Annotated in this window: 18 protein-coding genes and 1 pseudogene; 7 read left to right on the plus strand and 12 right to left on the minus strand. The window is 71.7% G+C overall.

Annotated features, from left to right (window positions below; translation table 11 throughout):
• Positions 1-166: 166 nt before the first annotated feature.
• A pseudogene (locus tag ACFY3V_RS08340) lies at positions 167-1005 on the minus strand (IS5 family transposase).
• A 759-nt stretch (positions 1006-1764) separates the two neighbouring features.
• Between ACFY3V_RS08340 and ACFY3V_RS08345 the strand changes: the two are divergent.
• Positions 1765-2541, plus strand: coding sequence for an AMP-binding protein (locus ACFY3V_RS08345; RefSeq protein ID WP_362904982.1), 777 nt, complete (start codon positions 1765-1767; stop codon positions 2539-2541).
• Between the two features lie 275 nt (positions 2542-2816).
• Positions 2817-3599, plus strand: a complete 783-nt coding sequence (locus tag ACFY3V_RS08350; RefSeq protein ID WP_362904984.1) for an SDR family NAD(P)-dependent oxidoreductase — start codon at positions 2817-2819, stop codon at positions 3597-3599.
• 57 nt (positions 3600-3656) lie between these two features.
• On the opposite strand, the gene ACFY3V_RS08355 is transcribed toward ACFY3V_RS08350, so the two are convergent.
• On the minus strand, positions 3657-4643 hold the full coding sequence (locus tag ACFY3V_RS08355) for an ArsR family transcriptional regulator (protein ID WP_362904986.1): 987 nt from the start codon (positions 4641-4643) through the stop codon (positions 3657-3659).
• A gap of 66 nt (positions 4644-4709) precedes the next feature.
• On the opposite strand from ACFY3V_RS08355, the gene ACFY3V_RS08360 reads away from it, so the two are divergent.
• Positions 4710-6050, plus strand: coding sequence for an MFS transporter (locus ACFY3V_RS08360; protein ID WP_389771309.1), 1341 nt, complete (start codon positions 4710-4712; stop codon positions 6048-6050).
• Positions 6051-6106: 56 nt separating this feature from the next.
• Here the strand turns inward: ACFY3V_RS08360 and ACFY3V_RS08365 are convergent, their stop codons facing one another.
• The 6 genes from ACFY3V_RS08365 to ACFY3V_RS08390 all read right to left on the minus strand — a co-directional run bounded on the left by ACFY3V_RS08365 (position 6107) and on the right by ACFY3V_RS08390 (position 11576).
• Positions 6107-6748 carry an MBL fold metallo-hydrolase gene (locus ACFY3V_RS08365; protein ID WP_389771312.1) on the minus strand — a complete coding sequence of 214 codons (642 nt, stop codon included), beginning with the start codon at positions 6746-6748 and terminating at the stop codon, positions 6107-6109.
• A 96-nt stretch (positions 6749-6844) separates the two neighbouring features.
• Positions 6845-7297: a hypothetical protein gene (locus ACFY3V_RS08370; RefSeq protein ID WP_389771315.1), complete on the minus strand. Its 453-nt coding sequence runs from the start codon at positions 7295-7297 to the stop codon at positions 6845-6847.
• A 250-nt stretch (positions 7298-7547) separates the two neighbouring features.
• A complete protein-coding gene (locus ACFY3V_RS08375; RefSeq protein ID WP_389771318.1) occupies positions 7548-8354 on the minus strand; it encodes an IclR family transcriptional regulator in 807 nt (268 codons plus the stop codon).
• Positions 8338-8745, minus strand: a complete 408-nt coding sequence (gene pcaC, locus ACFY3V_RS08380; protein WP_350944867.1) for a 4-carboxymuconolactone decarboxylase — start codon at positions 8743-8745, stop codon at positions 8338-8340. Before pcaC ends, ACFY3V_RS08375 begins: the two co-directional genes overlap by 17 nt.
• A gap of 196 nt (positions 8746-8941) precedes the next feature.
• The gene (gene pcaB, locus ACFY3V_RS08385; RefSeq protein WP_389771322.1) at positions 8942-10366 is read right to left on the minus strand and encodes a 3-carboxy-cis,cis-muconate cycloisomerase; all 1425 of its coding nucleotides are present in this window, start codon (positions 10364-10366) and stop codon (positions 8942-8944) included.
• A 28-nt stretch (positions 10367-10394) separates the two neighbouring features.
• A complete protein-coding gene (locus ACFY3V_RS08390) occupies positions 10395-11576 on the minus strand; it encodes a thiolase family protein (protein WP_362904998.1) in 1182 nt (393 codons plus the stop codon).
• 254 nt (positions 11577-11830) lie between these two features.
• Here ACFY3V_RS08390 and ACFY3V_RS08395 point away from each other — a divergent pair, with 254 nt between their 5' ends.
• The 3 genes from ACFY3V_RS08395 (at position 11831) to ACFY3V_RS08405 (ending at position 16009) form a co-directional block, all read left to right on the plus strand.
• Positions 11831-13282, plus strand: coding sequence for a benzaldehyde dehydrogenase (locus ACFY3V_RS08395; protein WP_389772181.1), 1452 nt, complete (start codon positions 11831-11833; stop codon positions 13280-13282).
• A 179-nt stretch (positions 13283-13461) separates the two neighbouring features.
• Positions 13462-14670 (plus strand): CynX/NimT family MFS transporter, encoded by a 1209-nt coding sequence (locus ACFY3V_RS08400; RefSeq protein WP_389771326.1) that lies wholly within the window; start codon positions 13462-13464, stop codon positions 14668-14670.
• A 241-nt stretch (positions 14671-14911) separates the two neighbouring features.
• Positions 14912-16009 (plus strand): glycerophosphodiester phosphodiesterase, encoded by a 1098-nt coding sequence (locus ACFY3V_RS08405; RefSeq protein ID WP_389771329.1) that lies wholly within the window; start codon positions 14912-14914, stop codon positions 16007-16009.
• 138 nt (positions 16010-16147) lie between these two features.
• Here the strand turns inward: ACFY3V_RS08405 and ACFY3V_RS08410 are convergent, their stop codons facing one another.
• Together ACFY3V_RS08410 and ACFY3V_RS08415 are read right to left on the minus strand one after the other, a co-directional pair.
• Positions 16148-16666, minus strand: a complete 519-nt coding sequence (locus ACFY3V_RS08410; protein WP_362905004.1) for a cysteine dioxygenase family protein — start codon at positions 16664-16666, stop codon at positions 16148-16150.
• 157 nt (positions 16667-16823) lie between these two features.
• Positions 16824-17876: an amidohydrolase gene (locus tag ACFY3V_RS08415; protein WP_389771332.1), complete on the minus strand. Its 1053-nt coding sequence runs from the start codon at positions 17874-17876 to the stop codon at positions 16824-16826.
• 222 nt (positions 17877-18098) lie between these two features.
• On the opposite strand from ACFY3V_RS08415, the gene ACFY3V_RS08420 reads away from it, so the two are divergent.
• Positions 18099-19091: a LacI family DNA-binding transcriptional regulator gene (locus tag ACFY3V_RS08420; protein WP_362905008.1), complete on the plus strand. Its 993-nt coding sequence runs from the start codon at positions 18099-18101 to the stop codon at positions 19089-19091.
• Between the two features lie 43 nt (positions 19092-19134).
• Here the strand turns inward: ACFY3V_RS08420 and ACFY3V_RS08425 are convergent, their stop codons facing one another.
• Both ACFY3V_RS08425 and ACFY3V_RS08430 read right to left on the minus strand, forming a co-directional pair.
• A complete protein-coding gene (locus ACFY3V_RS08425) occupies positions 19135-20655 on the minus strand; it encodes an aromatic amino acid lyase (RefSeq protein ID WP_389771337.1) in 1521 nt (506 codons plus the stop codon).
• Between the two features lie 4 nt (positions 20656-20659).
• Entirely contained in the window at positions 20660-21040 is a 381-nt protein-coding gene (locus ACFY3V_RS08430) for a phage holin family protein (protein ID WP_350944882.1), read from the minus strand.
• Positions 21041-21606 lie beyond the last annotated feature (566 nt).

The following is a 21606-nucleotide window of genomic DNA, read 5'->3' on the forward strand; positions in this document are numbered from 1 at the left end:
GACCCGCTACGACAAGCTCGCCGCCCACTACCGATCAGCCGTGACCATCGCCTGTCTACTGCTCTGGCTCAGGTGATCCACAAAACAGGACCTAGACCACGAGCGCCTGCGCTTTTACCTCCATCTCGACCCGCTCACCTGGGGCTAATCAATTTTTTAGGGATCATCAGGCGGACCAGAGGAGGATGCCGGCGATATGGAGTCCGGCCAGGTAGATGGTCGCGGTCTTCTCGTAGCGGGTGGCGATGCCGCGCCACTGCTTGAGGCGGTTGATGCACCGCTCGACGGTGTTGCGCTGCTTGTACGCCTCACGGTCGAAGGACAGCGGCCTGCCACCCCGGCCTCCCCGACGCAGTCGGTGGCCTCGCTGGTCGGCCGGAACTGGGATCACCGCCCGGATGCCGCGTCTGCGCAGGTGCTCACGGATCGCGCGGGAGGAGTACGCCTTATCGGCCCAACCTCCGGCCTGGTCCGAGGCCGGCCGCGTCGGCGGGGAATGCGCAGGCGTGCCATCACCTCGGTGAAGGCGGGCGCGTCACCGGCTTGGCCGGCGGTGAGGTGGAAGGCTAGCGGCCGGCAGCGATCGTCGGCGGTGAGGTGGATCTTCGTGGTCAGTCCACCTCGGGACCGGCCGATGGCATGGTCGCCCGGCTCGTGGGCTGGGGCCCCTTTTTTGCGGGCCCCAGCCGCGTGCTGATGAGCCCGCACGATCGTGGAGTCCACCGACAAGGCCCAGGTCAGGTCCTCGTCCGCGTCGGCTTGGGCCACCAAAGTGATGAACACCCGCTCCCACGTGCCATCGACGGCCCACATCCTCAGCCGGTTGTAGACACCTCGCCAGTTGCCATACCTGTCGGGCAGGTGGACCCACTGGGTCCCGGTCTGGAACTTGAAGGCGATCGCACCGATCACCTGCCGGTGCTCCCTCCACCGGCCGCCTCGCTTCGGCGGCCGGTCCGGAAGCAACGGCTCAATCCGCGCCCACTGCGCGTCAGTCAACGGCACGCCCGGGCCAACGACCGGCTGATCCAAACGAAACTGCCTAGGTCGCGCGTCCTGTGCGGCGGGTGTGAGGTTCTACATACCTCGGGCTACACATTCGTGGGCGTGAAGATACATCTCCGGATACGCAGTCCGGTGCATGTGTCGTGCTCACCGCGCGCCGTACGTTTTCCTGGTGTTCGACCGATGACGTCCAGCCTTCCGCACCGTGCCGGTCACAGTTCCGGTCCGGGACGGCAGGTCCACACCATCCCGGGCGTCTCGGTCGAGCACGCCGCGGACGTCGCGTGTCCCCGTTGATGGCCCGGGTCTCCTCGGAGGGGTGGAGACCTGGGTCATGGGCCATGCGACAGCGGGCTCGAGTCGCGCAGGGCTCGGGCCCGCCCATCGCGTCTCCGTTTTCGGGGAGGCCACGGAGGTTCGCGGAGGCCGGGGAGTCGGCGGACAGGTCGCATCGGGGGTTTCGAGCGCGAGGAGCGGTTTCAGGGGTTTCGTCGATTTCGTTGGTTTCGTCGAAGGGCGGAGCCCGTGGCCCCGACGCCCGCCGGGGATGCAGGGGATTCGATGCGGAGGCACGTTTTCAACGGGGATTCGGAGCACGGGGAGCGGTTTCGTCGAGGGTGCGGGACCCGCCGACCGGGTGCACACCGGGGGGCGAGGCCCGCCGACCCGGTGTGCGCCGGGGCAGGAGGCCGAATACACAGTCATCTACATACATCTACGGATGCCCGCGCGGATGGAACGGCCCTACCGTCATGCGGCATGAGACCCACCTCCCCGTCAACCAGCTGCACCCTCACCGAGGCGGTGTTCGGCTACGCACACGGTCGAGGTGATCGACCCGCGCTGATCGATCTCGGTGCCGGGGTGGTGTACGGCTATCGCCGGCTGGCCGCGGAGGTGACGCGGGGGGCGTCGGGCCTGGTGAGGCGGGGGGCCAGACGGCGCCAGGTGGCCGGGATCCACGTGGACAGCGCGGTGGCCCAGACACTGGCGGTGCACACGGTCATCGCGGCGGGAGGGGTGGCGGCACCGATCACCTCCGGATGCGAGGAGATGGCCGACCTGCTGGCCGAGTGGGACGCGCGGCTGCTCATCACCACCCCGCGCCTGGCGGACGTGTCGTTGCGGGCCGTGGAGGACTCGCGGGTCCGGCAGGTGATCGCGTTCGGTCAGGCCCGTGACACCGTCGACTTCGCCGACCTGCTGCTCCTGGAGCCCGTCCCGCTGCCCTTCCTCGATCCGGCGGTGCAGCCCGCCCTCCTGATCGACGACGGGGGGGTGCTCACCCACCACGACCTGATCACGCGGATGAACACGCTCGACGAGGGTGCCGAGCTGGGCAAGTCCGACGTCCTGCTGGTGACCTGGCCCCTGGGGTGCAGTCTGGCCATGACGACACTGATCGGGCTGGCGCTGATGCGCGGTTCCCTGGTCGTCGTGGCCCCCGGCCTCTCGTCCGACGAGCTGTCGGCGACGATCCACGACTTCGGGGTCACCGTCGTGGCACTGTCCGACGGAGCCGTCCAGCGCGTCTGACGGCCTCCCCGAGGCGGCTTGCCGGCGTCGGCCGATCGAGGTCCCCCTCGGCCCGGACGCCGGCGGTGTGTCATCAGGCTCCAGGGGCCGGCGGCGTCCGACGTCCTCGCTGAGACGGCCTGCCGGTGTCGGCCGATCGGGTCCGGCCGACACCGGCAGGCTCCCCGAGATGGCCTGGCAGGGGTTTGACCTGGCCAGACCTCCGCCCGGCGGCGTGCGTTCCCGTTCCGCTGGGTAGTCAACGATCAGCCCGTTCGAAGAAGGGGATCGTTGTCATGGCGCGCATTCTGATCACCGGCTCCACCGACGGCCTCGGTCTCATGGCCGCCCGGCTGCTGGCCCACGACGGCCATGACGTCACCCTGCACGCGCGTAACGACACCCGCGCCGGTGACGCGCGCGACGCGCTGCCGGAGGCCGAAGCCGTCATCATCGGCGACCTGACCACCATCGAGGGAATGCGGTCGGTCGCCGTCCAGGCAGGCAGGATGGTCCGCTACGACGCGATCATCCACAACGCCGCCGTCGGATACCGCGAGCCGAGCAGGATCGAGACCGCCGACGGGCTCGCCCACGTGTTCGCGGTGAACGTGCTCGCCCCTTACCTGCTCACGGCACTCATCACCCCGCCCGATCGGCTGGTCTACCTGAGCTCGGGCATGCATCGCGGCGGGGACACCGGTCTGGACGACCTCCAGTGGACCGCCCGGCCCTGGGACGGCTCCCGGGCGTACGCCGACAGCAAGCTGCTGGACGTCGTCCTCGCGTTCGCGGTCGCCCGCCGATGGCCCGACGTGCTGTCCAACGCGCTCGAACCCGGCTGGGTCCCGACGAAGATGGGAGGTCCGGGCGCGCCGGACGACCTCTCCCAGGGGCCGGTGACGCAGGCGTGGCTGGCCGTGAGCCAGGACCCCGAGGCCACCGTGACCGGCGGCTACTTCCACCATCGGAAACCGTGTTTCGTTCATCCGGCCGCGCGCTCGCCCGAGTTGCAGGACGGCCTCCTCGCCGCGTGCGCCAAGCTGACAGGTGTCTCCCTCCCGTCGCACGCGGCGTGAGAGGCCGATCGGCGTTTCGTTCTCGTGCCCGTCACCGGGCGACCGGCCGCCGGCTCCTCAGGGCCTTCGCCCTGATGGGTTGACCAGGGAGTCGCCCAGCGCGGTGCGGTGGTACAGGACACCGCGACCGGTGCGGCTCCCGGTGACCAGGCCCGCCCTGCGCAGGGCGGAGATGTGCCCGCCCACGGTCCCCAGACTCAGCTCCAGCAGGATCACGAGCTGGGTGGTGGTCGCCGGGGTCGCCAGCTCCAGCAGGAGACGGCTCCTGGTCCTGCCGATCAGCCCTGCCAGGCCGTCCGGCGTCTCGGGCGGGATGCCGGTGCCCCTGGCCGGATAACTGATCGCGTACGGCCAGTGGGCCTCCAGGTAGGAGGCGATCCCGGTGGGGAACACGGTCGGCACGAAGAGCAGCCCGCTTCCGTTGAGCCGGTGGGTCTCGTCCGCACCGTTGGAAAGCACCTCGATGACGCCGTCGGGACGCCAGCGGATCCGAGGGCTGAGGTCGTCGAGGGCCGAGGCCCAGCCGTAGGTCGCCAGACGTCCCGCCCGCTGGACCACGTCCCGCTCCAGGATCGCGTGGAAGCGCGGCCACGCGGGGGACACGATCTCCTTCCAGAGAGCCTCCAGTGCCTCGGCGAACAGTCGTACGACCTCCGGTGAGAACAGCACGTCCATGACGGGCGGGGGGAGGCGCGGCGCCCCCTCCAGGTTCCTGGCGATCTCGGCGTGCGCCCGTGCCACCGGGGTGGCCCGCACCACCGCGATCTCCGCCTCGAACGGGGTGTTCACCCCGGTCGGCGGCGGTGCGGGGAAGTCGGCGTTGTAGTGCCGCTCGCGGAACAGCGCCACCATGGCACCCAGCCCGGGGTGAGTGAGCAGCAGCCTCTCGTACGGCTCCCGCATCCTTCCGGCCCACGCCCGCCACTCTCCGGCCTCCCGCCTGCCGGAGAGGGTCCAGAGCGCGTGATGGATCACGATGAGCGGGGAGATGGCGAACCTGCTCGCCATGATGTCGTGCGGGGTGACCTCGATACGGAAGACCACTGAGCGACCTTTCGGATATGTCCGAAAGCTTAGTCAGCCGTTCAAGCGTCTTCCACCATCGTCTCCATGACCACACAAGAGCGCGGCGCGACCTATACGGAGGTCTTCGCGAGCCGGGAGTTCCGTGTCCTGTTCGGAAGCTTCACCCTCCTGGTGGCGGGGGAGCAGGTCAAGATGCTCGCTCTGTCGGCGCTAGTGTACGCGCGGACCGGTTCGCCGGGACTGTCGGCGGCGGCGTACATGGTGGGTTTCCTCCCCTACATCGTCGGCGGGACGTTCCTGCTCTCGCTGGCCGACCGGCTCCGCCCGCGTGCGCTGATGATCGCCGGTGAGCTGCTGCGGATGGTGACCTGCCTGCTCCTGGCCTTCGCCGGGCTGCCCGTCTGGGCGATGCTCGTCCTCGTTCTCGCCACCGGTCTGTTCTCGCCGGTCTTCGGGGCGGCGCGCAGCGCACTCCTGCCCGACCTGCTGCCCGGCGACGCGTTCGTCCTGGCCAGGTCGGTGCTGAACGTGACGGCGGCCGGGGCCCAGATCGGCGGCCTCGCGGCGGGCGGCGCCATCCTCGCCTTCACCGGACCCGAAGGAGCACTCACCGTCACCGCGGTCCTGTCCCTTCTGGCGGCCGCGGTGCTGCGCTACGGCCTGCCCGACCTCCCCGCGAGGAACGCGAGGGGCACCGGCTCCCCCGGCGACGACACGAAGGACGGTGGCCTTCCCGACGAAGACCTCTCCGGCGCCGACCTTCCTGACGCCTGTCTTCCAGGCGGCGGCTCCCTCACCGAGGAGAAGAGCAAGGCGAGTGCCCGGACCGTCGCGGGTGGCGGCGCCGTACGGGAGACGCTGCGCGTCAACCGGGCCCTGCTGACGGACCGCCGCGTACGCGGACTGCTGCTCACGCAGTGGTTGCCGGTCTCGCTCGTGGTGGGTGCCGAGGCGATGATGGTCCCCTACCTGGGAAACACCGCGGGGTTCGCGCTCGCCGCCGCCTCCCTCGGCCTGGCGGTCGGAAACTTCGTCATCGCCCGGTTCGTCTCGCCCGCCGGAAGGGAACGACTGGCGTTCTCCTTCGCGATCGTGTCGGGCATCCCCCTGCTCGCCTTCGCCCTCCAGCCGGGACTCGCCGGAGCCGCGCTGATCGTGATGCTCGCCACCGCGGCGTCGAGCGCCTGCCAGCTGGGGTTGCAGCGGTGGTTCGTGGACGCGGTGCCGGAAGCCGTGAGGGGGCAGGCCTTCGGCCTGGCCGCCGCGGGAATGATGACCGGCCAGGCCGTGGGCGGCGCCCTCGCCGGCGTCGCCGCCGAGCTGACCTCCCCGCACACGGCGATCGTCCTCATGGGAGCCGTGACCGTCCTCAGCTCCCTCGCCCTGCACCGCCCCCTGAGAACCGGCGGACAGCCGCCCGCATGACGATGCTCCGCCCCAGGAGACCGGGCATGGTTCGTCATCAACAGGAGATCAGGGGGTCAGAGGTCGACGCTCTCGCCGGGGGTGAGGCGCCGGATGTCGGCCCCGAGCCGTTCGGCCTCGCCGGCGAGCACGCTCTCCAGCACCTTGACGCCCCAGTCGTTGATCAACCCGTCGTGGATCGCGTACGCGCGCCGGGGTGCCATCGTCCGCAGGTAGACGATCATGTCGGGAACCGTCATCCAGGGAGCCTGGCCGGGCACCAGCAACGTCGGCACGTCGACGACGGTGAGCGCGTCGCCGGGGTGGAAGACCTCCCCGTCGACGACGAACCCGACGTTGTCCACCGGCGGCACGTCGGGATGGCTGAAGTGGTGTTTCTCCCCCACGACGGTCACCTCGAACCCGGCGACCGCCAGCACGTCCCCCGCACGCACGACCCGTACGCTGTCGCCCAACTCGGTCAGGTGCCGGGCCACGCCGGGACAGGTGTGGACGACGAGACGCGGATTCTCGGCGACGGCCGCGCGCAGACGGTCGGGTTCGAAGTGGTCGAAGTGCTCGTGGGTGACGAGCACGGCCTCGGCCCCGGTGATGGCATCGGTCTCGGGAGTCATCGCACCGGGATCGATGACGAGGCTCCGCCCTTCTTTCTCCAGCCGTACGCATGCGTGTCCGAGTTTGGTGAGTCTTATCGTCATGCGCCCATCCTGCTCACCCGCAGCGCCTCCTTGATCGGATCCGCCGAGGGCGAACGGGCACCGACGGGTCGTACGCGGAGACGGACGCCGGGTGGGTCAGGGGCGGGTCAGACGGTCGTACACGGTCGCGGCCGTCAGGCCGTAGGCCAGGTGCGGGACGATGTCGGAGACCCAGGACGAGGCGTCCCACTCGCGCGGATCGGTCAGGCCCAGTGTGGTGAGGGGGGCCACGCTCGCGGCCATCGCCATCGCCGACAGCCCCAGGGCGGCCAACGGCGGCGGAACGCGACGGTCTCCGGTCAGCAGGCCGTACAGCCCGCCGACACCCAGGCCCGTCGCGTACCCGAGCAGCGCGCCCATGCCCTCGCGCCTGCTGTCGGCGGCCTCCCCCGAGCCGAGGTCGGCACCCGCGCGCTCGGCCAGCTTGCCCGCGGCCTCGGCCGGCAACCCGCTCGCGGCCCGGCCACGTACGACCATGTCCAGGTAACCGGCGATGTTCAGCGCGGTGGTGCCCGCCGCGCCGGCGAGGATCCCCGCCACCGGGCTCACGCCCGTCGCCTTCCCGCCGGGCGCGGGCAGGCCGGATCGTGGATGTGCCCTGACCCCGTGGCGGTCCTGGCCCGTGGCCGTCGCCGCGGAACGGCTGTCCTCCACCCCTGCGACATGCGTTCTCCCCCGAGTCGGCAACGAGGTCGGTATGCCCGCCGTCGTCACGGCCAACCCCGCGCCGACCTGCGCTTTCGCGGGGCCGGAGGCAGCGGGGAGACAGCGGGGGACAGGGGCAGCGGTGGGACAGGGGTCAGCGGTGGGAGAGGGAACCGCTCCTGACGCCAGAGGCGTGCAGGTCGGTCTCCACCCGCGCGGCGGTGGCGAGCAGCGGCGGGAGCAGATCGCGACGGGCGGACTCCGGGGTCGTCCGGCTCGCGTGCGAGGAGATGTTGATCGCGGCGCTCACCCGTCCCGAACGTTCCCTGACGGGGACGGCGATCGAGCGCAGGCCCTCCTCCAACTCCTGGTCGACCATGGCCCAGCCCTGGGCGCGGACCTTCTCCAACTCGGTCCTGAGGGCGGCGGGGGAGGTGATCGTGTTGGGGGTGAACCGGTGGAACTCGACGCGCCCGAGGTAGGCGTCGAGGTCGTCGGGCGGCAGCCAGGCGAGCAGCACCCTGCCCATCGAGGTGCAGTGGGCCGGGAAGCGGGTGCCGATGTTGATGGTCACCCGCATGATCCTGCTGGTGGCCACCCGGGCCACGTAGACGACGTCCTCGCCGTCGAGCACCGCCACCGACGCCGACTCGCGCACCTCGGCGACGAGGCGTTCGAGGTGCGGCTCGGCCACCTCGGGCAGCGAGAGACCGGACAGGTAGGCGTACCCGAGATCCAGGACGCGGGGGGAGAGCGCGAACAGCCGCCCGTCGGTCCTGACGTAGCCGAGGTCGACGAGCGTCAGCAGGAACCGCCGGGCCGCGGCCCTGGTCAGGCCGGTCGCGCGGGCCACCTCGCTGAGCGTCAGCTCGGGGCTCGTCGCGCTGAACGCCTTGATCACCGAGAGCCCGCGTGCCAGTGACTGCACATGCTCGGAGCCACGGTCAATCGGTTCCGTCATCCCCGCCCTCCCCGTTTCCCTCGGAGCCCAGCACCGCCCGTGCCACCGCGAACGCCCGGTTGGCGGCGGGCACGCCCGCGTAGATCGCGGTCTGCAGCAGGACCTCCTTGATCTCCTCCTCGGTCAGGCCGATGCGGAGCGCGGCCCTCACGTGCATGGCCAGCTCGTTCTCGTGCCCGAGCGCGGCGAGCATGGCCAGCGTGACACAGCTGCGGGTGCGCCGGTCCAGGCCGGGGCGGGTCCAGATCTCGCCCCAGGCGTACCTGGTGATGAACTCCTGGAAGTCCGCGGTGAACGGGGTGGTCGTCGCGACGGCGCGATCCACGTGCTCGTCGCCGAGCACGGCCCGGCGCGTCGCGTCCCCGGCCTCCCACCTCTTCGTGTCGCTCATCTCTCCGGTCTCCCCGGGCCTCCGCGCATCCACGTCGCTCATTCTTCGGGCCTCCCGCGCTTCTGTCCGTCCAAGCCGCTCATTCGTCCGGCCGCCCCGCCCGTGCCCCCGGCTTCCCGCCCGCCCGTGCCGCTCATTTTCCGGTCTCCCGTCCGTCCATGCCACTCGTCCGCGGTCGGTCCGCTCAGGTACGGGCTCATGTGATGTTCTCGTGGGCGGCGAGCGCCCGGTCGACGAAGACGGCGGCGGAGCCGAGGGCGCCCGCCGGATCGAGGGCCGCGTCGATCTCCTCGGCGCTCAGACGGACACCGGGATCGGCGAGCAGGACCTCCCGCAGCTGCGAGCCCTCTCCGGTGGCGCGGGCGCAGGCGGCGTCCACCAGTCGCCGGGCCTCGGGGGTGCCTCCGAGGCGTACGACGATCTGCTCGGCCATGAGCAGCCCGCGGGTCGCGCCGAGGTTGGCGCGCATCCTCGCGACGTCCACGGTGAGGCCCTCCAGCACCTCACGGAGCCAGGAGGCGGCGCTGCCGACGAGCCTGAACAGCTCGCCCAGCGTCTCCCACTCGGCCTGCCAGGGGCCGGCCGCGCGCTCGTGCTCCTGGACCATGCCGTCGAGGATCGAGGCGACCAGCCCGGGGACGCGCTGGACGCAGGCGAGTACGGACATCGAACCCACCGGGTTGCGCTTGTGCGGCATCGCGCTGGAGGTGCCCCGGCCGGGACCCGTCGGCTCGGCGACCTCCGCCACCTCGGTCTGGGCGAGCAGCTTCACGTCGTTCGCGGTCTTGCCGAGTGTCCCGGCGACGGTGCCGAGTGCGCAGGCGAGCCGGGCCACCGGGGTCCGGTCGGTGTGCCAGGGGACGACCGGCTCGGCGAGTCCCAGCTCGGCCGCGAGGAGTGGCGGCACCTCATGGCCCCGCGCGCCGAGGACCGAGAGGGTGCCCGCCGCCCCTCCGTACTGGACCGGCAGCGGCACCCGCGCGAGGCCGGTCCTGGCGTGGTCCAGCGCGCTCAGCCAGCCCGCCGCCTTCAGCCCGAACGTGATGGGTACGGCGTGCTGCAGCACGGTACGTCCGGCCATGACGGTGTCGCGGTGTTCGGACGCCAGTCGCGCGCAGGCGTCCGCGCAGGCCGACAGGTCGGTGAGGATCGGTGCGAGGGCGCGACGGGCGATCAGCATGGCCGCGGTGTCGTTGACGTCCTGGCTGGTGGCGCCGTAGTGGACGAACCGCCGCAGCTCCGGCTCGATCCGTTCTCGCAGGGCGGCGACCAGGGGGATGACGGGGTTGCCGGTCCGTGCGGCCTCGCGGCCCAGTTCGGCGATGTCGTACAGCTCGGGACGGCAGGCCGCGGCCAGCGCGGTGGGCACCTCGGCGGGGACGAGGCCGATCCCGGCCTGCGCGCCGGCGAGCGCGGCCTCGACGTCCAGCATGGCGGCGAGCCAGGCGACGTCCGACACCCGCGCCGACGCCTCGCCCCTGGCGAACATCCCTGAGAACAGACCGGTGGAGGGGCCTGAAGACGGGTTGGGCGGGTCGGGATGCGGATCGGAGAACAGGCCGGGAGAAAGGTCGTCGGGAGAGGGGCCGGAGGACGGGCCGCCGGTCGCGGGAGAGATCATGTCCACCTCCGGGTGGTCCGGACGCCGCTCAGGAGCCCGTTCCCTCAAGGACGACGGCGAGGCCCTGGCCCACGCCGATGCAGATCGCGGCCAGACCGTACCCGCCGCCCCTGCGGTGCAGTTCGTGGGCGAGGGCGCCGAGGATGCGCGCCCCCGAGGAGCCGAGGGGGTGACCGAGGGCGATGGCGCCGCCGTTGACGTTCACGATCTCGGGGTCGAGGTCGGGCCACTCGGCGAGGCAGGCCAGCGACTGGGCGGCGAACGCCTCGTTGAGCTCGACCACACTCAGGTCGGACCAGCCGATGCCCGCCCGCTTGAGTGCCGTACGGGCCGCGTCGACGGGTCCGATGCCGAACAGGTGCGGCTCGACGCCGATCACCGCGCGGGAGACGATCCTGGCCAGCGGGTCCCGCCCGGATCGGGCGGCACCCGCCTCGTCGCCGATGAGCAGCGCGGCGGCGCCGTCGTTGAGGGGGGAGGCGTTGCCCGCGGTGACGGTGCCGTCGGGGCGGAAGACCGGCTTCAGGCCGGACAGGGACTCCTGGGTCGAGTCGGCCCTGACGGACTCGTCGTGGTCGAGGGCGTCGAGCGGGACCACCTCGCGCTGGAAGACGCCGCGCTCCCAGGCCGCCGCCGCGAGCCGGTGGCTGCGCAGCGCGAACCGGTCCTGGGCCTCGCGGCCGATGGCGTAGCGGTTGGCGAGGATCTCGGCGCCCTCGCCCAGGGCGACCGTCCACTCGGCGGGCATCCGGGGGTTGACCATGCGCCAGCCGAGGGCCGTGTCGTGCAGGGACCGCTCTCCCCGCTCGAAGCCCCTCGCGGGCTTGGGCATCACCCACGGCGCCCGGCTCATCGACTCGGAGCCTCCGGCGACCACCAGGGACGCGTCGCCCACGGCCACCGCGCGGGAGGCGGCGATCGCCGCCTCCAGGCCGGAGCCGCACAGCCGGTTGAGGGTCGTGCCGGGCACCGTCACCGGCAGCCCGGCGAGGAGCACGGCCATCCGTGCGACGTCCCGGTTGTCCTCGCCCGCGCCGTTGGCCGCGCCGAAGAACACGTCCTCGATCGCGGCCGGGTCGAGGGCGGGGGCGCGGTCGGCCAGCGCGCGGACGACGTGGGCGGCGAGGTCGTCGGGGCGGACGCCCGACAGGGCCCCGCCGTACCGGCCGATGGGCGTGCGGACCGCGTCGAGGATGTAGACGTCGTTCACGGTGGAGGGCTCCTGTCTGGGAGTGCTCGGAGGTCGCGGCCGCCGGTCTGAGGGTGCGCGAAGGTCGTGGTCGCGGCGGACCTCGCCGCCGCTGTCCGCGGGGTCGATCCCTCGATGATCGTTCCTTGACATATCCGACATAAGCGGCGTAGCTTCCGCGATACGTCTCGTTCGTTCAGGGAATCATTGTTCGCATAACGAACATTACCCCTTAGTCCTTTCCCTCGGGAGGTCCCGTGCCCCGTACGACCCTCATGGATGCGAAGACGTGGACCGGGCAGGTCTTCGGGAACGGCTGGGTCACCTCGCACGCGGGAGACGCGGCCGTGGTCGAGCCCGCCACCGGAGCCGAACTCGGCAGGGTCGGCGTGGCGGGGGCCGAGGACGTGGCGGCGGCGGCCGTGCTCGCCGTACGGGCGCAGCGGGAGTGGGCGGCGGCCTCCTTCGAGGAGCGGGCGGCCGTGCTGCGACGGGCCGGGAGGCTGTTCGAGGATCACGCGGAGGAGATCCAGGACTGGATCGTTCGCGAGGCCGGGTCGATCCGCCCCAAGGCGGGTGTGGAGACACACGTCGCCGCCCAGGAGTGCTACGAGGCCGCCGCGCTGGCGTCCCAGCCGCCGGGAGAGATCCTGCCGACCGTCAAGCAGCGGCTCAGCCTGGCCAGGCGCGTACCGGTGGGGGTGGTCGGCGTGATCGCGCCGTTCAACTTCCCGCTCATCCTCGCCATCCGTTCGGTCGCCCCTGCGCTCGCCCTGGGCAACGCGGTGATCCTCAAGCCCGACCCGCGCACCGCCGTCTCCGGGGGTGTCGCCATCGCCCGCGTCTTCGAGGAGGCGGGGCTGCCGTCCGGCCTGCTTCAGGTGCTGCCGGGAGGGGTGGAGGCGGGGCAGGCGCTCGTCGGCGATCCGCTGGTACGGGTGATCTCCTTCACCGGCTCGACCTCGGCGGGACGCGCGGTCGGCGAGGCGTGCGGGCGGCTGCTCAAGCGGGTGCATCTGGAACTCGGCGGGAACAGCGCGCTCATCGTCCTGGACGACGCGGACCTGGACCTCGCGGTCTCCGCGGGCGCGTGGGGCTCCTTCCTGCACCAGGGACAGATCTGCATGACCACCGGACGCCACCTGGTGCACTCCTCGATCGCGGAGGAGTATGTGGCCCGGCTCGCGGAGAAGGCCGACCACCTGCCGGTCGGCGATCCCGCGAGCGGGCAGGTCGCGCTCGGCCCGCTCATCGACTCGGGCCAGCGGGACAAGGTTCACAACCTGGTCACCGCGAGCGTCGACGCCGGGGCGCGGCTGGCGGCGGGCGGCACCTACGAAGGGCTCTTCTACCGGCCCACGGTCCTGGCGGACCTGCCCGAGCGCGCTCCCGCCTACGTCCAGGAGGTGTTCGGCCCGGTGGCGCCCGTCGTGCCGTTCTCCACGATCGAGGAGGCCGCCGCGCTGGCGTCCGACAGCGAGTACGGCCTGTCGCTGGGCATCCTCACCCGCGACGCGATGCGGGGCCTCGCGCTGGCCGACCTCGTTCCCACCGGGATCGTGCACGTCAACGACCAGACGGTGGACGACGAGCCGGTGGCCCCGTTCGGCGGAGTCGGGGCCTCGGGCACCGGCTCGCGTTTCGGCGGGGGACGGGCCAACATCGAGGCTTTCACCGAGACCCGCTGGGTGACGATGCAAGGAAATATCGCGACCTACCCCTTCTGATCGCCTGACCCGACTTCCCCCGACGGTGCGCCGTGACGGCGGCAGGCCGTGTCCTGACACCCATTTGTGATGACCCAACTGCCCCTGACGGTGCGCCGTGAGGCTTATGGGAGAGTTGGGCAATGTCCGAACGGGGAGTCAGTGTGTCGCGGGCGTCGGGGACGCCGTTGATGCCGCCGGTGTCGTCTGCGTCGCGGGTTCTGCTCATCGCGGGATTCGTGCTCGCGTCGCTCAACCTGCGGCCCGCGCTCGCGGGCTTCTCCCCGGTGCTGGACGAGATCATGAACGATCTCGGGCTGAACGCCGCCGGGGGAGGGGCGATCACCACGGTCATGGTGGTCTGCCTGGGCGTCCTCGGCCCGCTCGCCCCCCTGCTCGCCCGCCGCTTCGGCCTGGACCGCACACTCCTGGCCGGGCTGCTGATCCTGGCGGCCGGGGTGACACTGCGCGCCGCGGGAAGCGTCCCGGCCCTCTACGCGGGCGCCGCCGTCGCCGGTACGGCCATCGCGGTGATGAACGTCGCGATGCCCGGCGTGGTCAAGCAGCACTTCCCCTCGCGGGTCGGGCCGTTCACCGCGATCTACGTCTCCGGCCTGGTGCTGGGCGCCGCCCTGGCGTCGGGTTCCGTGGTGCCGATCGAGCGGGCCACCGGGCTCGGCTGGCGCGAGGTGACCGCGATGGCCGCGATCCCCGCACTGGCCGCGGCGGTGCTCTGGCTGCCACAGGCGCTGCGCCGCCCCGCTCGCCAGGAGGCCGCGCCCAGGCCGTTCGCCCTGCTGCTCCGCAGCCGGGTGACCTGGTACGTCACCGCCTACATGGGCATACAGTCGCTCACCTTCTACATCATGCTGGCCTGGATACCGACGATCTTCAAGGACGCGGGACTCCCCGCCGACCAGGCCGGATACATGCTCAGCCTCACCAACCTGGCCCAGGTCGCGGCCACGCTGACCGTCCCGGTGCTCGCGGGACGCGCCCGGTCACAGGTGCCGTACGTCACCGCCGCGACCGTTCTCACGATCGCCGGATACCTCGGGGTGCTGTTCGCGCCGGCCGCTCTGCCGTGGCTGTGGATGATCGTCCTTGGGGTGGGGCAGGGCGCCTCGATCGCGCTCGCCCTGCTCATCATCACGCTCCGCGCGCCCGACCCGGTCTCGGTGACCGCGCTGTCGGCCGTCGCCCAGTCCGTCGGCTACACGCTGGCCGCGCTCGGACCGCTCCTGATCGGAGCTCTCCACCAGCTCTCGGGCGGCTGGACACTGCCGCTGCTGGCGGGGCTCGGCGCGTGCGCCCTGCAACTGGGAGCCGGATTCCTGGCGGGCCGTCCGGTCACGGTGGTCGGCACGGACGGCTCACACCCGGCAGAGGGCTCACCCTCCTCGGCCTGAGCGGACGGCTCACGCCCGGCCGAGGACTCGCCCTCCCGGAACGCACGCCCCCGCCGGGCCGAAGACCCGTCCTCCCCGGGACGGCTCACGCCCCGCCGGGGACTCGTTCGTCCTGGCCCGACACCCGTGCCGGCTTCTCTCCGGCTCAGAAACCGTACCTTTACAAGTCGCTGTCCCCACGACCCGTTTCCTTTGCGAGTCGTTGTCCCACCGGCCATCTGGGCCTTCTAGCGTCCTGAACATGATCCGTAGGCTTCTGTCCGCGGCGCTGGCGGTCCTCGCGACCGGTACCGTCGCCGTTGTGCTGCAGCAACCCGAACCCGCCACCGCCGAGCCCCGTGGCCGCGAACCCGTCGTCATCGGCCACCGGGGCGCCAGCGCGTACCGGCCCGAGCACACCCTGCTCTCGTACGAGACCGCGATCGCGCTGGGGGCCGACTACATCGAGCCCGACCTTGTCTCGACGAAGGACCACGTGCTGGTGGCCAGGCACGAGAACGAGATCGGCGGCACCACGGACGTCGAGAGCCACCCCGAGTTCGCCGGGCGCCGGACGACCAAGACGATCGACGGCGTCTCGATCACCGGCTGGTTCACCGAGGACTTCACGCTCGCCGAGTTGAAGACGCTCAGGGCCGAGGAGCGCATCCCCGACCTGCGTCCGAACAACACCGCCTTCAACGGACTCGCGGAGATCCCGACCTTCGACGAGGTCGTCGCGCTCGCCAAGCGGAGCGGGGTCGGCGTCTACCCCGAGACCAAGCACCCGAGCTACTTCGACTCCATCGGGCTCTCCCTGGAGGAGCCGCTGCTCGAGGTGCTCGGCCGCCACGGCTGGCGCGGGAGCCGCGACCCGGTCTTCATCCAGTCCTTCGAGACCGCCAACCTGCGCGAGCTGAGGAAGAAGACCAGGTTGCCGCTGATCCAGCTCATCACCGCCACCGGCGCCCCGTACGACTGGGTCGCCGCCGGAGACCCGCGCACCTACGACACGATGGTCACTCCTGCGGGGCTCCGTGACGTGGCGGGCTACGCGGACGGTATCGGCGTCGACACCAGGCGGATCGTGCCCGCCGGTCCCGACGGCCGCCTCCTGCCGCCCACCACGCTCGTCCGCGACGCCCACCGCGCCGGTCTGAAGGTCCACACCTGGACCGTGCGGAACGAGAACACGCAGCTCCCGGTGGCCTTCCGGCTCGGTGACCCGGCGAGCCCGGCCTACCCGCGCGCCACCGGCAACGTGATGGGCTGGCTGGAGAGGCTCTACTCCCTCGGCGTCGACGGTGTCTTCGCCGACGACCCGGGCATGGCCAACGCCGTCAGGGCGCGCGTCTTCTAGAGCGTCAAGCCGCCGTGACGAACGTATGAGCCCGTGATGAGGTGTCCGGCCGCCGCACCCGTGAACGACGGGTGCGGCGGCGAGGACGGGGGCACTCGGCACCGAGTCGGGCGGCGAGGGCAGCCCCGGTGGCTCCTGTCAGGCGACGCCGGCCATCTGCTCGGCGTCGTCCATGGGACGCAGCTCGTCGGCGTAGCTGACCGAGACGCGGCGCATCACGCCGCTGTCGCTGATGGAGTACTGGCCCAGGCGCCACAGCGGCGGCGAGTACGCGTGGATCGAGACGCTGCCGTGAACCGCGCCGGTCAGCCGGTGGATGTGGTCGGGACCGAAGGAGAAGGACTCGCCCTCCGAGATCACGGTCTCCAGGTGCTCGCCGCCGATGCGGGGGTTGCACTCCAGAAGCGTTCCGGCCACCACGCGGACCGCCCCCGAGGAGGTGTCGTGGTCGTGCCAGCCGGTGTCGTCCTCGGGCCGCCAGCACAGCAGCCAGACGTCCACGTGGGAGTCGCGGTAGAGGGAGGCGAAGTGGCGTCCGCCCTCCTCGGGGAACTCCACCTGCTCCTCCCACCGGGACGGGTCGGCGGCCAGCTCGTTGACCAGGTCGAGGAGTTCGCGCCGGTCGAGGGCGCGAGCGGGCAGGGCCTCGTAGTTCATGGGGTCTCACCGCCGACCGGTCCGGAGACCGCGATGTCCACTCGTCCGGTGTGAATGGCGTGACCGGCGCGGTCGGCGGGCCGGGCGGCTCGTGCGCGCGGCGGGCTCGCGGCTCCGGTCGCCGGGAGCGCACAGCTCTCGCGGCCCTGGTACTGGTTCACTTGCGCGACTCCTTTCCGTTCAGCAGGCGGTTCGGGTTGGTGACCGCGATGGCGTGCCAGGCGGCGTCGCCGAGCGCGGGGTCGGGTGCGATGGCGTAGGGCTGGTCGGAGCCGCTCACCACGACGTCGACGCCGAGTTCGCGGACGATCGCGTCGATGGCGCGCGGGCCGTAGGAGGAGGTCTCCAGGAACAGGTCGGGATCGACCTGTCCCCGGCCCTCGCCGCCCCGGTTGGCCAGGCGCTCGGAGTGGAGCGGTGCCAGCCCGGCGAGCAGCGAGAAGCAGACCCGCAGGCGGGGGTGGCGGGACCGTCCGAAGGCGGTGAAGGCGTACCACGCGGCGTGCATCTGCTGCACGTACGGCACGACGGCGGGCCACCAGCCGGGCCCCTCCGGCTCGGTGGCGGGTCCCGGGTGCACGAAGAGCGGCAGGTCGCGCTCGGTGAGGACGTCCAGCAGCGGGGCGACCCTCGCCAGACCCGCGGCGTCGCGCACCGCGGTCGCGGGCAGTTGGAGCCCGACGAGTCCGGGTCGCGCGTCCGTCCTGCCGTTCTCGACGCCACTCTCCGTGCCGCTCTTCGCGGCACTCTCCGTGCCGCCCGCCGTGTCGCGGTCCTTCGCGTTGTCTCGTACGCCGTTGCGGATGTCGTCTCCCGTCGCGTTCCGTACACCGTGCCGGGCGTCGCCTCGTGTGTCGAGGGTCTTGGCGAGCCTGGCGGGGTCGATCTCGCTGAGGCAGGTCGCCGCCCAGGCGCCGAAGGGCGCGGGCAGGGCGAGGGCGTCCTCGTGGTAGGCGTCGATGATCGGCCAGGCGTCCTCGGGGGGCAGGGACTCGATGCCGAGCGGGCTGGACAGCGACACGAGGGCGAGGTCGAGATCCGTGTTCAGCGCGAGGCGTCCGGCGAGGTCATGATCGGCGGGGTCGACCTCGTAGGTGGGCTCGCCGTCCAGGTGGAGGGTCCAGCCGTCGAGCCGGGGCGCGGCCGTACGCCGTCTGAGCGCGTCCACGAACGCGGGCGTCCACAGATGCTGGTGAACGTCGACGGTCACGACGGATCTCCTCCTTCCACGCTTCGCGGCATTCCCTACCTAGAATAGGGGTAAACGCTCTCACCTTGCCACATCCAACAGTGACACGGTTCAGTGAACCGTTTCAGTGAACCGCTTCACCCTGCATCGTGTCAATACCTCCCGACACCTCCCGACTTCCTTCGGCGCCTCTGATCGCGCGGGGAACGCGCCCTCGAAGGTCCCGGGGAATAGGCTGGACCGATGCCCCAGCCCCGGAAACGAGCGACCATCCGTGAGGTGGCGAAGGCCACCGGTCTGTCACCGGCCTCTGTCTCCTACGCCCTGCGTGGCATGCAGGTGTCGGAGGAGACCATCGAGCGGGTGCGCCGGGCCGCGGCCGAGCTCGGCTACGAGGCCGACCCGATCGCCCGGGCTCTGGCCAGCGGCAGGACCGGCATGATCGGACTGCTCTGCGGCTCCCTGGAGGATCTCTGGCAGCAGGCGCTCGCCGTGGGCATCGGCCGCGCGCTCAAGGACAACGACCGGTACGCCCTCATCCTGGACGCCGCCGGAGACCCCGCCAGGGAGAAGACGCTCGCCAGACAACTCCGCGACCAGCGGGTGGACGCGCTGATCGTGCAGCCGGTCGATCCCGCGGCGCCGCTCTGGGCCGAGCTGTGCGAGGGGCTGCCGGTGGTGTCGATCGGTGACGCCCTGGCCGGGGCACGCGCCGCGGGCGAGGTCGTCTTCGACAACCGGGCCGGGGTGACCCTCGCCCTGGAGCACCTGCGCAAGCGGGGGCACCGGCGCCTGGCCGTCCTCACCTCGACCCGGGCCAGCACTCCCGACCGGCCCGCGGACGTGCACGTCATGGCCGAGGCCGGGAGGCTGGGACTCGACATCGAGATGGTCACCGCCTCGCAGTCGCTGGGACCGGCCACCCGGGTCGCGGGCGAGATGCTCGACGCCGGACACCGGGCGTTCTTCTGCTTCGCCGACTCGATCGCCTACGGCGTCTACGCGGCCTCGGCCGAGCGGAAGCTCGCCATACCGTTCGAGGTGTCCGTGATGGGCTACGACGACCACCCCATGTCGGGCCTGCTCACCCCCGGCCTGACCACGGTCGACTGGGACATCGACGGCATCGTCCGCGCCGCCGTCCGTATCGTCGTGGCCGCCGCCGACGGCACCGCCGCGCGCCGCCGCCGTATCGTCCAGGCCCCCCAGCTCCGCGAACGCGGCTCGGTGAGCTGACCCGGCCACGTGAACCTCACGGGTCGTGAAGAACTCGGAGGTCTCAGGGGGCGAGACCGGGCAGGAGCCCGCGCGCCGCGTCGAGGTCGGTGTCCAGCGGGCGGTCGCGCATCGCCGGATCGAGCGGCAGGTCGCAGGGCAGGCCGCGCTGCCGCAGGGCTCGTACGGAGGCCACCAGCTCGCACGCCAGGACGATCTCCAGCGGTTCGGCGGCGGCGAGCGCGGAGCGGGCCGCCTGCGGGGTGAAGCTCGCGTGGTCCTCGGTGCCGAGGGAGAGCACGGCGCCGCCCAGGGTGACCGGGGCGGCCAGGTGGCGCAGCTCGGCCAGGGCGGAGTGCGCGACGTATTCGAGGATCATCACCCCGGACAGTCCGGGACGTTCGGCGAGGAAGGGGAGCAGTCCCGTGTGGGCCGGGTCGTTCAGGGTGGCGAGCCTGGCCGCGCTCAGCGTCGCGGTCTGCACGAGCGCGGCCCGCAGGGCGTCGAGGGCGAGCGCGACCCGCGCGGAGTGGAAGTTGCCGTTGTGCCAGGCCCGGCCACCGGCGATCAGCGGGTTCTCGGGAGCCGCGTTCATCTCCTCGGTGATCGTTCGTTCCGCTCGTCCGAGGGCGTCGAGCACGGCTCCGTGGACCTGTGGAAAGGCCCGGTAGCCGTACGGGTCCTGGACGCGGCGCGGGCTGGTGGAGCCGACCAGAGCGCGCAGCCCGGCCGCCACCTCGGTCTGCTCGGCGCCGCGTTGCACGACGGGGGAGAGCGGTTCGAGCGAGGCATCGATCGCCCGGAAGGAACGGGCCGCGACCGCCGTGGCGGCGGACAGGAGGACCCCCAGACGGTGACAGGCCAGCGCCGCGTCCGCCAGGGTCGCCGCGCCCGAGCTGATGAACGGCAGCGCGTCGACGGAGGCGAGCGCGAACCGGGGTACGGGATCCCCCGGCCGCGTCCCCGGAGGGCCGCCTTCGGCTCGCTCCCAGGACCGGGTGTCCCCGGTCCCGGTCCCGGCTCCGGCCTGGGTCCCGGCTTCGGTTCCGGTCCCGGTTCTGGTTTCGGCCTCGGTCGGGGGATTCCGGGTGTCCCCGGCTGGTGCCTCGATCCGTACGGTGTCCGAGGGCCGGGTCCAGGGAAGCTCGCCGAGGAGACAGAGCGCGGTGGTGGCGAGGGCGGTGAGGTCGCCGGTGCCGATGGCGCCGTAGGTGCGGATCGGCGGGGTGAGGCCCAGGTTGACGGCGGCGGTGAGAACGGGAAGGAGGGCCGGGTCGACCCCCGAGCCGCCGGCCAGCAACTGGTTGAGACGGACGACGAGGGTGGCGCGGGCGCGGAACGCCTCGATCGTGGGCCCGGCGCCGCCCGCGTGGCTGCGGAGCAGGTCCAGGCCGGTGTCCTCGGTCTCCACGTCCTTGTTGGCGCCCACCCCGGTGGTCCGGCCGTACACGGGCCCGTTGAGCAGGCCGGCCATCCGCCACGCCGCCTGCGCGCGGGCGGTGGAGCCCAGCGCGATCCCGGAGCCGTGGGCCGCCCGGTCGACCTGCTCGCAGGTCAGGTGGGCGCCGTCAAGGACGAAGGTCATCCGCTCAGTCGCCGACGATCGCGTCGAAGATCAGGTCGAGCAGCCAGCTGACCAGGGCGATGACGATCGCTCCCCAGAACGCGGCCCAGAAGCCGTCGACGTGGAAGGGTACCCGGAGCTGTTCGGCGATCCAACTGGTCAGCAGCAGCAGACCGGCGTTGACCACCAGGGCGAACAGGCCGAGTGTGAGGATGTAGAAGGCGCAGCCGAGCGTCGCGATGATCGGCTTCAGGACCGCGTTGACGACCCCGAAGATGAGGGCGACGACGACGAGCGTGCCGATCTCCTTGGCCGGGCTCGCCGCGGACACGGCGATACCGCTCACGAGTTGGGTCGCCGCCCATAGAGCGGCTGCTACGACCACTATTTTGATGAGTATTTTCACGTTTCGGCATCCTCGCATGGATGGTTGGACGGGCGATAGGTCCACATCTTGAGAGTGGATATATGCGTATAACAGGGAGTCTGCTGTATCGCCCCGGCATCTGCGGCTCCGATCGTCACCGGGTGACACGGAGGCACCGGTCGCCCCGATCGGCGGGACGGCGAGCCGCCCCCGGCTCCCGTGGAGAGTTTCGCATCCGTGACCGTATGCGGTCATGAAAGTGGCGAGATCCTGTCAGGCGTGCCGTTCCTCGGCGGGAAGGGCCTCCGCCGGATGGGAGAGTCCCAGGTGAGGAGCACGAATCGCCGAGGAGGGCCGCATCATGTCCGATAACCGATCGTCCGCCGACCGACAGGGGGAGCCGTCCGCGCGAGCCGGGAGGAGCCCCGGGGTGGAACCCGGGAGGGGGCTCGGGACGGGGGCCGGGAGGAGTCCCGAGGAGGGAGCCGGAACGAAACCCGGTGCGGAACCCGGGACCGAATCACGTCCTGTCCCCAAGCCGGGACCTCCGCCCAGGCCGGGGCCGGTTCCCAAGCCGGGGCCTCCGCCGAAGCCGGGCCCTCCAC

The sequence above is a fragment of the Streptosporangium sp. NPDC000095 genome (assembly GCF_042899335.1).
Taxonomy (GTDB): domain Bacteria; phylum Actinomycetota; class Actinomycetes; order Streptosporangiales; family Streptosporangiaceae; genus Streptosporangium.

Coding starts and splice junctions, on each gene's coding strand:
- ACFY3V_RS08345 (WP_362904982.1), top strand. CDS start 1,765: ATGAGACCCACCTCCCCGTCAACCAGCTGCACCCTCACCGAGGCGGTG.
- ACFY3V_RS08350 (WP_362904984.1), top strand. CDS start 2,817: ATGGCGCGCATTCTGATCACCGGCTCCACCGACGGCCTCGGTCTCATG.
- ACFY3V_RS08360 (WP_389771309.1), top strand. CDS start 4,710: ATGACCACACAAGAGCGCGGCGCGACCTATACGGAGGTCTTCGCGAGC.
- ACFY3V_RS08365 (WP_389771312.1), bottom strand. CDS start 6,748: ATGACGATAAGACTCACCAAACTCGGACACGCATGCGTACGGCTGGAG.
- ACFY3V_RS08375 (WP_389771318.1), bottom strand. CDS start 8,354: ATGACGGAACCGATTGACCGTGGCTCCGAGCATGTGCAGTCACTGGCA.
- pcaC (WP_350944867.1), bottom strand. CDS start 8,745: ATGAGCGACACGAAGAGGTGGGAGGCCGGGGACGCGACGCGCCGGGCC.
- pcaB (WP_389771322.1), bottom strand. CDS start 10,366: ATGATCTCTCCCGCGACCGGCGGCCCGTCCTCCGGCCCCTCTCCCGAC.
- ACFY3V_RS08395 (WP_389772181.1), top strand. CDS start 11,831: ATGGATGCGAAGACGTGGACCGGGCAGGTCTTCGGGAACGGCTGGGTC.
- ACFY3V_RS08405 (WP_389771329.1), top strand. CDS start 14,912: ATGATCCGTAGGCTTCTGTCCGCGGCGCTGGCGGTCCTCGCGACCGGT.
- ACFY3V_RS08410 (WP_362905004.1), bottom strand. CDS start 16,666: ATGAACTACGAGGCCCTGCCCGCTCGCGCCCTCGACCGGCGCGAACTC.
- ACFY3V_RS08420 (WP_362905008.1), top strand. CDS start 18,099: ATGCCCCAGCCCCGGAAACGAGCGACCATCCGTGAGGTGGCGAAGGCC.
- ACFY3V_RS08425 (WP_389771337.1), bottom strand. CDS start 20,655: ATGACCTTCGTCCTTGACGGCGCCCACCTGACCTGCGAGCAGGTCGAC.